Origin of the sequence: Bacillus sp. S14(2024), assembly GCF_050473785.1 — a bacterium.
Lineage (GTDB): Bacteria > Bacillota > Bacilli > Bacillales > Bacillaceae_G > Bacillus_A > Bacillus_A yunxiaonensis.
In genome coordinates this window covers 24029-39817 of record NZ_JBFLUP010000006.1, presented here as the reverse complement: position 1 = coordinate 39817, position 15789 = coordinate 24029, and the positions used below count along the sequence as shown (strand labels likewise).

The 15789-nt window shown below is 36.7% G+C and carries 15 protein-coding genes and 4 tRNA genes; all 19 read right to left on the bottom strand.

From position 1 onward, the window contains the following. Window positions 1-27: 27 nt before the first annotated feature. Window positions 28-822 (bottom strand): MBL fold metallo-hydrolase, encoded by a 795-nt coding sequence (locus AB1279_RS00480; RefSeq protein WP_336482054.1) that lies wholly within the window; start codon window positions 820-822, stop codon window positions 28-30. Continuing rightward, window positions 819-1628, bottom strand: coding sequence for a two-component system regulatory protein YycI (locus AB1279_RS00475; protein WP_429757470.1), 810 nt, complete (start codon window positions 1626-1628; stop codon window positions 819-821). The genes AB1279_RS00480 and AB1279_RS00475 overlap by 4 nt, the downstream gene beginning before the upstream one ends. Continuing rightward, window positions 1615-2961, bottom strand: coding sequence for a YycH family regulatory protein (locus AB1279_RS00470; protein WP_429757469.1), 1347 nt, complete (start codon window positions 2959-2961; stop codon window positions 1615-1617). Before AB1279_RS00470 ends, AB1279_RS00475 begins: the two co-directional genes overlap by 14 nt. Beyond that, window positions 2958-4793: a cell wall metabolism sensor histidine kinase WalK gene (gene walK / locus AB1279_RS00465; protein WP_429757468.1), complete on the bottom strand. Its 1836-nt coding sequence runs from the start codon at window positions 4791-4793 to the stop codon at window positions 2958-2960. Before walK ends, AB1279_RS00470 begins: the two co-directional genes overlap by 4 nt. Before the next feature lie 3 nt (window positions 4794-4796). Next, a complete protein-coding gene (gene walR / locus AB1279_RS00460; protein WP_336482051.1) occupies window positions 4797-5504 on the bottom strand; it encodes a cell wall metabolism DNA-binding response regulator WalR in 708 nt (235 codons plus the stop codon). A 158-nt stretch (window positions 5505-5662) separates the two neighbouring features. Next, window positions 5663-5735 (bottom strand) — tRNA-Phe (locus AB1279_RS00455). Between the two features lie 43 nt (window positions 5736-5778). Continuing rightward, window positions 5779-5854 (bottom strand) — tRNA-Asp (locus AB1279_RS00450). 19 nt (window positions 5855-5873) lie between these two features. Next, window positions 5874-5945, bottom strand: a tRNA-Glu gene (locus AB1279_RS00445). Window positions 5946-5957: 12 nt separating this feature from the next. Beyond that, window positions 5958-6033, bottom strand: a tRNA-Lys gene (locus AB1279_RS00440). Window positions 6034-6196: 163 nt separating this feature from the next. Next, entirely contained in the window at window positions 6197-7486 is a 1290-nt protein-coding gene (locus AB1279_RS00435) for an adenylosuccinate synthase (RefSeq protein ID WP_336482050.1), read from the bottom strand. Window positions 7487-7676: 190 nt separating this feature from the next. Beyond that, window positions 7677-9038, bottom strand: coding sequence for a replicative DNA helicase (gene dnaB / locus AB1279_RS00430; protein WP_429752911.1), 1362 nt, complete (start codon window positions 9036-9038; stop codon window positions 7677-7679). A 27-nt stretch (window positions 9039-9065) separates the two neighbouring features. Further along, window positions 9066-9512 (bottom strand): 50S ribosomal protein L9, encoded by a 447-nt coding sequence (rplI, locus tag AB1279_RS00425; protein WP_098310138.1) that lies wholly within the window; start codon window positions 9510-9512, stop codon window positions 9066-9068. Next, on the bottom strand, window positions 9509-11482 hold the full coding sequence (locus tag AB1279_RS00420) for a DHH family phosphoesterase (protein WP_429757467.1): 1974 nt from the start codon (window positions 11480-11482) through the stop codon (window positions 9509-9511). The genes rplI and AB1279_RS00420 overlap by 4 nt, the downstream gene beginning before the upstream one ends. A 187-nt stretch (window positions 11483-11669) precedes the next feature. Further along, window positions 11670-12608, bottom strand: a complete 939-nt coding sequence (locus AB1279_RS00415) for a YybS family protein (RefSeq protein ID WP_429757466.1) — start codon at window positions 12606-12608, stop codon at window positions 11670-11672. Window positions 12609-12810: 202 nt separating this feature from the next. Then, complete coding sequence (gene rpsR / locus AB1279_RS00410; protein ID WP_098310141.1) at window positions 12811-13047, bottom strand: 30S ribosomal protein S18; 237 nt, start codon at window positions 13045-13047, stop codon at window positions 12811-12813. Between the two features lie 44 nt (window positions 13048-13091). Beyond that, complete coding sequence (gene ssb / locus AB1279_RS00405) at window positions 13092-13601, bottom strand: single-stranded DNA-binding protein (RefSeq protein ID WP_336482046.1); 510 nt, start codon at window positions 13599-13601, stop codon at window positions 13092-13094. Between the two features lie 31 nt (window positions 13602-13632). Beyond that, window positions 13633-13920: a 30S ribosomal protein S6 gene (rpsF, locus tag AB1279_RS00400; RefSeq protein WP_336482045.1), complete on the bottom strand. Its 288-nt coding sequence runs from the start codon at window positions 13918-13920 to the stop codon at window positions 13633-13635. A 342-nt stretch (window positions 13921-14262) separates the two neighbouring features. After that, window positions 14263-15363, bottom strand: a complete 1101-nt coding sequence (gene ychF / locus AB1279_RS00395) for a redox-regulated ATPase YchF (protein WP_429757465.1) — start codon at window positions 15361-15363, stop codon at window positions 14263-14265. A 208-nt stretch (window positions 15364-15571) separates the two neighbouring features. Beyond that, window positions 15572-15769: a DUF951 domain-containing protein gene (locus AB1279_RS00390; RefSeq protein ID WP_336482043.1), complete on the bottom strand. Its 198-nt coding sequence runs from the start codon at window positions 15767-15769 to the stop codon at window positions 15572-15574. Window positions 15770-15789: the final 20 nt, after the last annotated feature.

Below are 15789 nucleotides of genomic sequence, written 5' to 3'. Positions count from 1 at the left end.
TCCTTTATTGTTTACCAAAATGAAGAATTATACGTATTGAATTTTAGTTGGCGTTTTGGGATCTGTATCGTGCAGCTGAAATGCTTCTCCTACAGCAAGTCCTTTTTCTTCAAGCACTTGCTCAACAGACATACGGGCAAGTTCTTTCATATTATTGTCTAAACTAAGGTGAGCCAAATAAATATGCTTCGTTTCATCCGTAATCACATCAGTCATCGCAAGAGCTGCATCTTCATTAGAAACATGTCCTACATCACTCAAAATTCTTCGTTTAATGCTCCATGGATAACGCCCCATTCGTAGCATTTCAACGTCATGATTACTTTCAAACACAAAAGCATTAGCTCCCTTAATAATTCCTTTCATTCGGTCGCTAACGTATCCCGTATCTGTAATAAGCGCTAACTTCCTTCCATTATGATGAAACGCATAAAACATTGGTTCAGCAGCGTCATGTGAAACACCAAATGATTCCACTTCAATATCTCCAAATGTTTTAATTTCTCCAATTGAGAAAATAAATTTTTGCTCCGTTGGAATATTACCGATTAAATGTTCCATCGCGTTCCATGTTTTCTCATTTGCATAAACAGGCAAATGATACTTACGTGCTAGCACACCTAGTCCTTTAATATGATCGCTATGTTCGTGTGTGACAAGAATGCCAGATATGTTATTTATATCTATTTCAGCTTGTTGAAACAAGGCTTCTGTTGCTTTTCCGCTTAGCCCTGCATCTACTAATAATTTTTGGCGTTCTGTCCCTACATACAGCGCATTTCCCGTACTGCCACTTGCAAGTACACTAAAATGCAAACTCATTTATCTTCACTCCATTGTTCATTTTCCTTGCCTAATTTAATAATTTGTCCTTCTATTGCATTTACAAAGTAATCTAACTTATCTGTGTACAAATTCCATGTTGGAACGAGAACTTGTATATTTGAAGAAGAAGGAGCTACCACTGTTGCATATCCTAATTTTGCCCCTTTTATATGACTCCCTTGCTTCAATTCAATTTTCGTATACAACGTTTCTAATGCATTTCGAGCAGAAATAATATCTAACTCTTTATTTTGGTCTCCCATCTCTTTAAATTCATATAGCATTGTTTGTGTATACGATATAATTTCTTTCTTTTCATTTAGTTCGGCAACAATCATACCATGTTGATTATAAAATAGCGGCTTGTCCTTATATTTTTGAAAAAAATACACTTTTGATCCTTCCGCTTTTCCTGCAGCACTGTATTTTTGTCCATCAATTACATAAGAACGCAGAAATTCACTATAATTATCACTTGTTGTTGCTTTTGCATTCCAAAATGGCTCTTTAAGCTTACTTACAATGGTATTAGAATCTTGTAAAAACACCGTTTGATTTTTTAAAGAATGTATATCTTCATTAGAGAAACTCTTATTTTTTGCCATAATATACGTATCTTTCGTCGGTTCTTTCGGCAAATCCTCAGATGTAATTTTATCTGCTTTCAATTGTTCTTCAATATTCGTTTCCGTCATATAATCAAGTTGATCACTATCTTGTTTTTGAACGAACTGAAAAACAAGGAAGAGATCTAAAATGAAAAAGGTAACAATAAAAATTGTTTTAATCCTATTCCAATCCAATGAGCTCTCCCCCTTTCTCCACACTCCATTCTAAAACTTTATCATCTTCACCATATACCACATACCAAATAGGTTTTAAATTTACTGCAGCAATGTTTTTTCCGTTCGGCCCTGCTCCTGGCTCTGGTGTAAGCTTATATCCTAAACGAATATCTTGAATTAATTTCATATCCACCTTTTTATTTTTCTCTAAAGATTGTATCAACGTCTTACCATCTGGAAGAGAAATTGTTTGATCATCGCCATACTTTACTTTCGATAACTTAAACAATGGACGCTTATACGAAATTAATTCATCTACACCCCACACTTGTTCCAATGTTGCCATACCACTTTCATTAAATACAGGTAAGCTATCAACATATAAACGATACGTTGTTTTTCCTTTTGTGGAATTCATATAATCAAAACGATAAGCACCTGTTAAACCACCATGACTATTAATAAAATCAAAGCTGCGTTGAACAAGCGTACTTCCATATATATGTGATTGGTCTGATATAGCTGAATTTGTGTACTGCAACATTTGCTTTTTCTTTAATACTTGCATAAGACGAATTCCATCTGTATACGTGTCTTCTTGATCATCGGACATTTTTTTTACATAACGAGGATCTGTAAATAATGAATTTATAAATATATCCTCAGGTATATTACTTATTAAATACACGATACTCTGCTTGTCCGTTTTCGTATCTGGCAAAAATATCTCTCTCGTATCACTTAATTCGTATTGAGAGTAGTCCCTTGCTTTAGCTGCAAATTGATCACGCGCTGTGTCAAGCTCTTTAACCGAAATCCCTTTTAATACCATATGATATACTTTGCGATTTTCATACGAAACGAAATATACAGGAATATTACCGTCCCGGCTTCCTTGAAGATCAATCAGTATACGATCAAAGCTATATGAATCTGGAACCTTTTCTTTAATTGTAAAAACGTCTTTCATAGAATCTAAAGGTATATGGGTAGGAAAAATCATTTCAATCTTATTTTTACCACGAACAAAGGAGAGGAATTGATGTTTTGGGATATCATTTGATATATCCCTAAAATCATACAATTCTCCTCTCTCAAGTAATTTATACAATGGATTAATACTGTCTATATCCTCACTTCCAAGATGCGTATTCTCTTTATGAAAAAGAACTACGGAAGGAAAAATTACATTCGTAAGACTCTTCTGTTCCATCTCTGCATTATCTTGTAAATATTTTGCATTTTGCAACTTGCTAGAATCGGGTACATAGGTCCATAAATTAAAAGTAAGAAATACACTAATAACAACCAAATTAATTAGCAAGATTGATTTTAAATTCTCAATATTCATCCCCAGTCATCCTCTTCTTCCTTTTCCATTGGAAGCGTGAAATAAATGGTTGTCCCTTTTCCTTCTTCACTTTTCGCCCAAATTGATCCGCCGTGGGCTTGAATCATTTCCTTGGCAATTGCTAGACCTAATCCCGTTCCACCCAATTTACGCGAACGAGCCTTATCAACACGATAGAAACGTTCAAAAACCTTATCAACATTCTCTTTTGGAATTCCCATTCCTTGGTCACTAATGCTTACTTCTAACATATCTTCTCTTTCTCGTAACCGATATGTCACTGTTCCACCTTCTGGAGAATACTTTAATGCATTTGAAATGATATTATAAAGAACTTGTGTAATTTTATCTTCATCGATTTCAATAAAACGTGATTTCTTAGAAAATGAACGATTAAAAGATACGTTTTGTTCTTTTGACATCTCAAAACGGTCAATGATATTACTAAAGAATTGTGTAAAGTCCACCCATTCTTTCATTAAACGATATTCTGTACTATCTAGTTTTGAAAGCTGTAATAATGCATTGACCAGTCGAATCATTCGCTCCGTTTCTTCTTGTGTTACCTGTAAGAATTGCGGTGCAATATTCGGATCTTGCCATGCCCCCTCACTCAATGCCTCTAAATAGCTTCGCATCGTTGTTAATGGTGTACGAAGTTCATGCGAAACGTTTGCTACAAACTCACGGCGTTCCCCATCAATTCGCTCTTGTTCCGTCACATCATATAACACTGCAATGAAACCGTTCACTTTTCCATTCTCTTTTTGAATAACAGAAAAGCTAGCTCTTAGAATATACGGCTCATCTCTTGTACTAAAATCTAAAATAACAGAATCTGGTTCTTCATATAAATTATCTAATGTGTATTCTTCTTGAATGCCTAATATTTCTAAAATAGATTGATCTAACGCTGTTTCACGTGAAACATTTAGCATTTTTTCTGCTGGATCGTTTAATAAGATAATATCCCCTTTTCGATCTGTTGCAATTACCCCATCTGTCATATGAGATAATACAGACGAAAGTTTTCTTCTCTCACTCTCCATAGAAGAACGAGCTTGCTGCAATTTCTTAGATAAGTTATTAAATGCTAATGCTAACTGACCGATTTCATCATTGCCATTTACTTTTACTTTACGAGAGTAATTTCCCTTTGCCATTTCAATGGCTTGCTTTCTCATATCTGAAATTGGTCTTGTAATGGTTTGCGCCAATAAGATACCTAGTACAGCCGTTACCAACAATGCAATAACCGTTCCCGTTGCAAAGATTTGATTAATAAGCTTCATTTGTTTATAAACATCTTCCATAGAAGCAACAATATAGATTACAAAAGGTTTCTTATTATTTCCTTGAACAGGAGTAGCAACAACTTGCACACGATTTCCTGTACTGCGGTCTATTTCCATTTTTTCAACAGTTTTTTCTTGCACTAAGGCTCGCTTTACCAGTAAATCTGTTGTTTTTTTTCCGACAATACCTTGATTATATTGATGTGATGTCGCTAATACACGACTACTCTCATCAATTACCCGAACTTCTTGAATATCAGCTTTTCGATCAGAAGAAAAATCTTCTATACTCGTTTTAATCGCGTCTTCAAGAGTGGGATCTTTTGTTTTATCTCTTTCTTTCGCAAATTCCTGCTTTAAATTGTAAGCGAGTAAGTTCGTTCGTTGTGTTAATGATTCCTTAAAACTCTTCACAAGATTCTTTTCTAACTCACGAACGAAATAGACACCAATAATTTGCATTGCCATTAAAATTAATAACATGTAAATTAATACGAATTTTAAATGAATAGACTGAAAAAAACCAACTTTCTTCATATATTACTCCTGCTCTGGATCACGTAAGTAATATCCAACACCGCGTCTTGTCACAATTAAAGTCGGATGACTTGGATTATCCTCAATTTTCTCACGTAAGCGACGAACAGTTACATCTACTGTACGTACATCACCAAAATAATCATAACCCCAAACGGTTTGTAATAAATGCTCACGTGTCATAACTTGTCCTAAATGCTTCGCTAAGTAATGAAGTAATTCAAATTCACGATGTGTTAGCTCAATGCTTTCCTCACGTTTTGTTACACTATATGCGTTTGGATTAATCACAATTGGGCCAATAATCATCTCTGTATTTTCTTCTTTTTCAGCTGTTCCACCTTGTTGATGACGACGTAAATTCGCCTTTACGCGCGCTAATAGCTCACGCGTACTAAATGGTTTTGTCACATAGTCATCTGCACCCAGTTCCAGTCCAAGAACCTTATCAATTTCAGAGTCTTTTGCTGTTAACATAATAATCGGCATTTCATGATTTTTTCGTATTTCTCGACAAACCTCTAAACCATCTTTTCCCGGTAACATAATATCTAATAAAACCATATCCGGTTGTTCTTCATTTGCTTTTTCAATTGCTTCATCGCCATCGTGTGCCATCACAATTTCAAAACCTTCTTTTTCCAAGTTAAACTTTAAAATATCTGCAATTGGCTTCTCATCATCAACGACTAAAATTTTCTTTCCCATCATTTTAGTTTCCTCCTGCATATTTAATGCCTTCCTTACAGAAAAGCCCCTAGCTTCAACTGCTAGAGGCTTCCTCATTCTATTGTAAAAGAACTACTCTCATTTGTAAAATTGAACAATATAAAAAGGATATTAAGTGGGCCCACCTAATATCCTGAGAGTGGCTCGGGACGGAATCGAACCGCCGACACGAGGATTTTCAGTCCTCTGCTCTACCGACTGAGCTACCGAGCCAAAACATATATATAAAACCACTAATTGTGGTATTAAACAAAAGTGGCGGTCCCGACCGGGGTCGAACCGGCGATCTCCTGCGTGACAGGCAGGCATGTTAACCACTACACCACGGGACCAAAATAATATATAAAGAAGTGACCCGTACGGGATTCGAACCCGTGTTACCGCCGTGAAAGGGCGGTGTCTTAACCACTTGACCAACGGGCCACGAAAATAAAATGGTGAGCCATGAAGGACTCGAACCTTCGACCCTCTGATTAAAAGTCAGATGCTCTACCAACTGAGCTAATGGCTCATACTCACCAATGTCATGTTTCGTGACGACAAGAATTATAATATCATAAGGTGTTTTATTTTTGCAATACTTTTTTTCATTTTTTTATAAAAACATGAAAAAAGAACTCATTTGAATATGAGTTCTTTTTTCAATATACCGTACTTTTAAGAAAAAAACAAGATTATAGGCCGTATACGTTACGAACAATGTTTGTTTGATTACGGTCTGGACCAACAGAGAACATAGATAATGGGATACCTGTTAATTGAGACACACGCTCTACATAATGTCTTGCATTTTCAGGAAGATCAGCTAATGTTCTTACACCTGTAATATCTTCTGTCCAGCCTGGAAGCTCTTCATATACTGGCTCGCATTTTGCTAAAATGTTTAAGTTTGCTGGAACTTCATCAAGAATTTCTCCGTTATATTTATATCCAATACAGATTTTCAAAGTTGGAATACCTGTTAATACGTCGATAGAGTTTAAAGATAAGTCTGTAAGACCACTAACGCGACGAGCATGTCTTACAACAACGCTATCGAACCAACCAACGCGGCGTGGACGACCTGTTGTTGTACCATATTCACGACCAACTTCACGAATTTGATTGCCGATTTCATCATGTAACTCAGTTGGGAATGGGCCATCCCCTACACGGCTTGTATATGCTTTACATACACCTACAACGCGGTGAATTTTAGAAGGACCAACACCAGAACCAATTGTTACACCACCAGCCACTGGGTTAGAAGATGTAACGAATGGGTACGTACCTTGGTCGATATCAAGCATAACGCCTTGTGCACCTTCAAATAATACGCGGCGACCTTCATCTAATGCATCATTTAAAACAACAGATGTATCACATACGTATTGCGCAATTCGTTGTCCATACTCATAATATTCTTCAAAAATCTCGTCAGCATTGAAGCCTTCTGCATCGTACATTTTTTCAAATAAACGATTTTTTTCTGCAAGGTTGCGCTCTAGCTTTTCTTTAAATGCTTCACGATCTAAAAGGTCTGCCATACGAATACCAACACGAGCTGCTTTATCCATGTATGCAGGGCCGATACCTTTTTTCGTTGTACCAATTTTATTATCACCTTTACGCTCTTCTTCTAACTCATCTTGTTTTAAATGATAAGGTAAAATAACGTGCGCACGGTTACTGATACGTAAATTATCAGTGCTTACACCACGATCATGTAAATATTTTAATTCCTCAAGTAATGCTTTCGGATCTACTACCATACCGTTTCCGATAACACAAATTTTTTCTTTATAAAAAATACCAGATGGAATTAAGTGCAATTTATACTTAACACCGCCGAAAACGATTGTATGTCCTGCGTTATTTCCACCTTGATATCTTGCAACTACTTCCGCATGTTCAGAAAGAAAATCAGTAATTTTACCTTTTCCTTCATCGCCCCATTGTGTTCCTACAACTACTACTGAAGACATTATTCAAGCACCTCCGCAATTTTCAAACGAACTTTTCAAACAATATAATTGTACCAAAATGCAAAGAGAAGTCAATTTAAAAACGAACATTTTTTTCACTTTTATCCCTTTTGTTCGTAAGAAATATTTTTCACAAACAAAAAAGAAGCACATTTTATTATAAGAAATGTGCTTCTTTTTTATACCTTCACTAAGCTGGCGGTGCATGGCCCTCATCAAAACGTCGTTCTAAGTTTACGAATTTGTTAAATTCCTTCACAAACGCCAGTTCAACCGAACCTACTGGACCATTACGCTGCTTAGCAATAATAATTTCAATTGTATTTTTATTTTCTGTTTCCCGGTCATAGTAGTCTTCACGATATAAAAAGGCTACTATATCGGCATCCTGCTCAATACTCCCTGATTCACGAATATCAGACATCATCGGACGCTTATCTTGACGAGACTCAACACCACGAGAGAGCTGAGATAAGGCAATCACTGGAACTTCTAGTTCACGAGCGAGCCCTTTTAGTGTACGAGAAATTTCTGATACTTCTTGCTGACGGTTTTCACCCGATTTCCCACTACCCTGAATAAGTTGTAAATAATCGATTAAAATCATTCCGAGACCGTGTTCTTGTTTCAAGCGTCGGCATTTTGCCCGAATTTCACTAACGCGAATCCCCGGTGTATCATCAATAAAAATACCTGCATTTGAGAGACTCCCCATCGCCATCGTCAATTTCGCCCAGTCATCTGAAGTTAAAGATCCTGTACGAAGACGCTGCGCATCAATATTTCCTTCTGCACAAAGCATACGCATAACGAGCTGATCGGCTCCCATCTCCAAACTAAAAATCGCAACATTTTCATCCGTTTTCGTAGCAACATTTTGAGCAATGTTTAAAGAAAATGCTGTTTTCCCTACAGATGGACGCGCTGCTACAATAATTAAATCATTACGCTGGAAACCCGCTGTCATACGATCTAACTCTGTGAAACCAGTTGGAATTCCTGTAATTTCACCTTTTTGATTATGCAGTAATTCAATTTTATCGTAAGCTGCCACAAGAACATCTTTAATATTTTGAAATCCCTTTGTGTTCGTACGCTGAGATACTTCTAATATTTTTTTCTCTGCTTCATTTAACAGGCTCTCTACATCATCTTCTCGTTCATAACCATCCGACACAATATGCGTTGCTGTTCGAATAAGCCGGCGCAAAATCGATTTTTCTGCGATAATGCGCGCATAATATCCAACATTGGCAGCTGTCGGCACAGCTTCCGCTAGTTCAGCTAAATAGGAAACACCGCCGATTTCTTCTAACAAATTTTGATCAGCAAGAGCTGCTGTTGCAGTAACTAAATCAATTGGCTCTCCTTTATCAGAAAGATCAAGCATCATTTGATAAATTTTTTGATGTGCCGTTCGATAGAAGTCTTCTGGCATTAGCATTTCCGAAGCTGATGTTAATGCTTCTTGATCAAGAAAAATAGCCCCTAAAACGGCTTGTTCAGCCTCAATATTATGCGGAGGGGTACGATCAGCAAATACGTCACTCATACGCAAACCTCCTCTTTAATCTTTTGTTTATTGTTCAGTAACATGTACTTTTACTGTCGCCGTCACTTGTGGGTGTAATTTCACAGTAACATTCGTATATCCTAACGCACGAATTGCGTCATCCATCTCAAATTTGCGTTTATCAAGTTTAATGTTATGAGCTTTTTGTAAGCCATCTACAATTTGTTTACTTGTTATAGAACCAAATAAACGGCCACCTTCACCTGATTTCGCTTTTAACTCTACTGTTAATTTTTCTAGAGTTTCTTTTAATTCCTTGCATTTTTCAAGCTCTAATTCTGCATCTTTTTCTTCCTTGCGTTTCTTCGCATCTAATGTTTTCACATTTGCGTTTGTTGCTTCAACTGCAAGACCTTGTTTTAGTAAAAAGTTATTCGCATAACCGTCTGGTACGTTTTTTACTTCCCCTTTTTTACCTTTACCTTTTACGTCTTTTAGAAAAATTACTTTCATGATTGTGTTCCTCCCTCTAAATACTCATTTATAACAGATTGTAGTTTTGCTTCTGCTTCATCAATCGATATGTCTTGCATTTGCGTTGCGGCGTTTGTTAAATGACCGCCCCCACCTAAATGCTCCATAATAAGCTGTACATTTACCTCTCCTAAAGAACGTCCACTAATACCAATAACAGTTTCACTACGCTGTGCAATTACGAAAGAAGCGACTATTCCCGTCATTGTCAGCAATGTATCAGCTGATTGTGCAATTAAGACTTGATCATAAAACCCATCGCCATCTACCTTTGCAATCGCAATTCCATTTTTATAAATGTACGCATTTCGAATTGTTTTTGCAATCTGTAAATAATGCTCCATATCTTCTTTTAATAACTTTTGTACCAATACAGTATCTGCACCATGTGAACGAAGATACGAGGCTGCATCAAATGTGCGTGCTCCAGTGCGGAATGTAAAACTCTTGGTATCCACAATAATGCCCGCAAGTAAAGCCGTCGCCTCTAGCATATTCATTTTTAAGCGCTTAGGCTGATATTCCAACAGCTCTGTTACAAGTTCTGCCGTAGAAGATGCATATGGTTCCATATAAACAAGCAACGGGTCCTCAATAAAGTCCTCACCGCGGCGATGATGGTCAATTACAACTACATTTTCAATCTTATCAAGCAACTTTTTTTCCATGACCATGGACGGCTTATGTGTATCCACTACAACAAGAAGCGAATCATCATTTGCAAATTCAAGCGCCTGCTGCGGTGTAATAAAGCGCGACCATAATTCCTCGTGCTGCTTAACTTCGTCCATTAAACGCTTAATTCCTTTATCAGAATCATTTTCATCTAATACGATATATCCTTGGCGTTCATTCAGCTGTGCTACTTTTAAAATCCCAATTGCAGCTCCGATTGCATCCATATCCGGTGCCCGGTGCCCCATAATAATGATATTGCTGCTTTCTAACACAAGATCTTTTAGAGCATGCGAAATAACGCGTGCACGTACACGAGTGCGTTTTTCCACCGGATTCGTTTTCCCACCATAAAACTTTACTTTTCCTGTAGCTTGTTTAATTGTCACTTGATCTCCACCTCGTCCAAGTGCCAAATCAAGACCTGATTGCGCCATAGCCCCAAGCTCTGCTAGCGATAAATCACCAGAACCAACACCAATGCTCAATGTAAGAGGAATATTTCGTTTAGACGTTTCTTCACGTACTTGGTCTAAAATATCAAATTTCCCTTTCTCCATTTGCGCTAAAATACTTTCATTTAACACAACGAAAAAACGCTCAGATGAAGCACGTTTCAAATAAGCTCCATGTTTCACAGCCCATTCATTCAACAAAGATGTAACATGGCTTGTAATGTTTGTACGCAATTGATCATCTAGTCCTTGCGTAACTTCATCATAGTTATCTAAATAGATGACAGCGAGTACCGTTCTTTGGTCTTCATACATTTTCTCAATCTCTGTTTGCTCTGTCACATCAAAGAAATAAATTAACTTTTCTTCTTTCCTGGCAAACACACGAAATTTCCGATTGTTCAAAGATACAATATCATTAGCTGTTTCACCTTTTGTAAATAGAAGTAGGGTCTCTGATAGATCATACAGGTGCCATCCAGCTAACGAATGCTGCCCTAAACAGGAAGATAAATATGGGTTTGCCCAGTCGATTCCATAATCCTTATTATATAGTAAAATTCCAATTGGCATTTGATTGAAAGCCTCATTACTTACCTTTTTAACTCTTGTAATCGTATCATTCGTATATTTTTCAAAACGTTTTTGAAATGCAAGCTCAAATTTAATAGTAAAAAATAAAACAATACAAAAGACAACGAAGGAAATCATCCCCGTCAACCAATGAAAATAAACGAGAATTGTAATGAGTACAAACGCTAGAAATGCCAACACATAAACAGGATACAAAAACCGCTGTTTCTTATAAAATTCAGGCATATATACAACTCCTATAAAGTGAAACTTCTACCAGTCAGGTCTTCATTCCTCTACTGATATTTAGTCAAATCCACCAGACTTATCCCCATTTACAGAGTCTTACAGTCCCATTACGTGCAGGATAAAGGTTTATACTTTTATGTTTCGTTACAAAAAAATGCTTATAAAAAGCACTTTTTTCAACTACTTATTTTACCTGTACTTTCGACCGTAACGAAAAGCCTAAATCAATTATACCTAAGATTGTCACAAGAGGGAACAAAACTGGTACAAACAAACCTACAACAAAAACTAAGATTAGAATAGCCTTATTATATCCTTTTGCATTTGTAAAAAAAGCAAGGAATGAAAAACCTTGAAACAGCAGTAACAAGGAGAAAATTGCCGATAAATTTAAAAACGCCATTTCTAAATATGATCCCGCTTCTATTTTTGTAAAAGAGGAAAGTAAAACAACAACGACGTATAACCAAACAATATTCTTAGGAATTTGTATATCACGAAATTTCGGCCAAGATTCCGTCGTGTACTTTAATCGTTTTAAGACACGATTAGAAATTAAAATTGTAATCCAAGAATAAAAAAGTGATCCCATAGCAAGTAAAGTTGGTGCAAGCAAACGAATTGTATTACCCACTTTTTTCAATTCAGCTAGTTGCTCTTCATTTACAGGTGTACCTGCCATTTTCATAAATTTCTCGCTTTGTTCCATGGATTGCTTAAACATGTCTTCCATTTGTTTAATAAAATCGATATTAAAAAACTTCACGCTGACAACATACAGCAATACAAAACTTACAAGATATACAAGTGTCCCTACTAATAAAATTTCAATAATACTCTTTTTCTTTTTATACATATGTCCTAATACAATACCTGTTATTCCGAACATAATTGTATTCACAATACTAAGAGGCGAACTAACAATAAGTGTTACAAGCATCGCTGCTCCTAATAATATAAAAGCACTACTTAATGGATATCTTATCGTAAAAATAAGAAATGGTAACGGCAATGCAAATATACATATAATCCCTAAAATAGGCATATACAGAGAAGCAAGAAGCAAGACAGCATATAAAGCAAGTAAAACCGCTCCTTCTGTAATGAGTCGTGTGCGCTTCATTATTCACACCTTCTTTCTTATAAAGTGAAACTTCCACCATGTTTTTTACCCCCTGCCGATGGCCCCCAATCGGGCACATGCCAGCAGTGTTTCTCTTTAAATCTTGAAGTGTGGGCCTTACTATCCATTAATATGGGATAAAAAAGAAAAGAATAGCAAAATGCACAGTAGAGTGTCACTCTACTGTGCATTTCATGCGTTATTATTCACCAACATATGGTAAAAGTGCCATTTGACGAGCACGTTTGATTGCAACTGTTAATTTGCGTTGGTATTTTGCGCTAGTACCTGTTACACGACGTGGTAAAATTTTACCGCGCTCAGATACAAAGCGTTTTAATAAATCTACATCTTTGTAATCGATATTAGTGATACCGTTAGATGTAAAGAAACATACTTTACGACGTTTCGCACGTCCACCTTTGCGTCCACCTGCCATGTTCATTTCCCTCCATTCTGTTTTAAAATATTCGTTCTATACCATTAAAATGGTAAGTCATCATCCGAAATATCGATTGGTTGACCTACATTTGCAAATGGATCGTCATTTCTAGTAAAACCAGCATTATTGCCATTGTTACCAGATTGACCAAATGGGTTTTGAGAGCCTTGATTTCCGAATCCTGCTCCCGATGGTTGCTGATTGAATGAACCGCGTTGCTCACCACCGCTATTACGCGGTTCTAAAAATTGTACGTTCTCCGCTAGAACTTCTGTTACATATACACGCTTACCATCTTGTCCATCGTAATTACGAGTTTGAAGACGTCCATCTACGCCTGCTAAGCTACCTTTTTTCAAAAAATTTGCCACGTTCTCTGCTTGTTTACGCCATATTACACAGTTAATAAAGTCAGCTTCACGCTCACCTTGCTGATTCGTAAATGCGCGATTCACAGCTAACGTGAAAGTAGCTACTGCAACACCGTTTGGCGTGTAACGTAAGTCAGGGTCCTTAGTTAAACGACCAACGAGTATAACACGATTCATCAATCGAACCACTCTCCCTATATATCTTTAATGATTATTCTTCGTTTTTAACAACGATGTGACGAATGATATCTTCGCTGATCTTAGCTAAACGATCGAATTCATTAATCGCTTCTGGATTAGAATTTACGTTTAAGATCATGTAGAAACCGTCACGTAAGTCGTTGATTTCGTAAGCTAAACGACGCTTACCCCAATCTTTTGTGTTAATGATTTCTGCACCATTTTCAGTTAAAACGCCTGCAAAACGTTCAACTAAAGCTTTTTGAGCTTCTTCTTCCATGTTTGGACGAATGATGTACATGATTTCGTACTTTTTCATTACACTTTCACCTCCTTTTGGTCTAAACGGCCCATACTGGGCAAGGAGCAATTAATTTATAGTAATTACTCACGAGTTTAGATTATATCATAGTAAGTTAGAGGAAGCAACTCACGGAAACATAAAAAACTTGGCAAACCTAATGAATTTGCCAAGTTAAATACTTTATCCCGCTACTCGTGGGCAGTAGAATCCCCACCTCAAGATTCAGAGAAAGCGAAGAAGCTAGGTGGGGGATAACTGCCCGTAAGAGCCCGATTGGTGAGAGCTTTCCATCAGTTGGGGATGAAGCCCCCCACTAATGGAAGTTTCACTTTATTTTTTTCCTAGGAAATAAAAAAATTATACATTAAAGCGGAAGTGCACAACATCTCCGTCTTTCATAACGTATTCTTTTCCTTCTAATCGTACTTTTCCAGCTTCTTTGGCAGCTGTCATAGAACCATTTTCCATTAAGTCATCATAAGATACTGTTTCTGCACGAATAAATCCACGTTCAAAATCTGTATGAATGATTCCAGCACATTGCGGTGCTTTCATTCCTGTTTTAAATGTCCAAGCACGTACTTCTTGTACACCCGCTGTGAAATAAGTAGCCAACCCTAATAAATCATACGCTGCACGAATTAATTGATCTAGACCAGATTCTGCAATGCCTAGTTCTTCAAGGAAGACTCTCTTTTCTTCTTCATCTAACTCAGCAATTTCTGATTCAATTTTTGCGCAAACAACAATTACTTGAGAGTTTTCTTTTGCAGCAAATTCTTTTACAATTTGTACATATTCGTTTGCAGATGGATCCATTACATCATCTTCACCAACATTTGCTACATATAACATTTCTTTTACTGTTAATAGGTGAAGACCTTTTACTACTTTCATTTGCTCTTCTGTAAATTCAACTGTACGAGCTGGTTTTCCTTCTTCAAATGCTTCTTTTAAACGAACTAAAATTTCGTGTTCGAATGCAGCATCTTTATCTTTTTGCTTCGCTAATTTTGCCACGCGATCAATGCGTTTATCAACAGATTCTAAATCCGCTAAAATAAGCTCTAAGTTGATTGTTTCAATATCTGAAATCGGATCTACCTTACCCGCTACGTGTGTAATATTTTCATCTTCAAAACAACGAACTACTTGGCAAATTGCATCTACCTGACGAATATGGGATAAGAATTTATTTCCTAATCCTTCACCTTTACTCGCGCCTTTTACAATACCTGCAATATCCGTAAATTCAAATACAGTTGGCACTGTTTTCTTTGGTTCAACAAGTTCTGTTAATTTATTTAAACGATGGTCTGGAACTTCTACAATTCCAACGTTTGGATCTATTGTACAGAATGGATAGTTTGCAGATTCCGCACCTGCTTGTGTAATTGCATTAAATAATGTTGACTTACCTACGTTCGGTAATCCAACGATACCAGCCGTTAATCCCATATTCTTCACTCCTATGTCTCAATCTTCCATCATTATAGATAGTAACGAATAAAATGACAAGCTTCATACAGTTTCATAAAATGAAACTGTATCAAGTAGAGAAGGCACTTTATCCCGCACTGATTATTAGTTAAATCAATCGAGTTTTTTCAAATATTACTAGCGAAAAAAAATAAACAGCTGCATCAGCCACTGTTTATTTTTTCATCTATTCTTCATGCTTTATAAGTATTTTCTTCACCTTACGATCAAATTCTCTCCGAGGAATCAGTACCGAATGGTCACACCCCTCGCACTTAATACGAATATCCATTCCCATGCGAATAATCTTCCAACGATTTTCACCGCATGGATGGGCTTTTTTCATTTCTACTACATCGTGCAAGTTATATTGCTTTTGCTCCATGCTCTAAACTCCTCTCACTG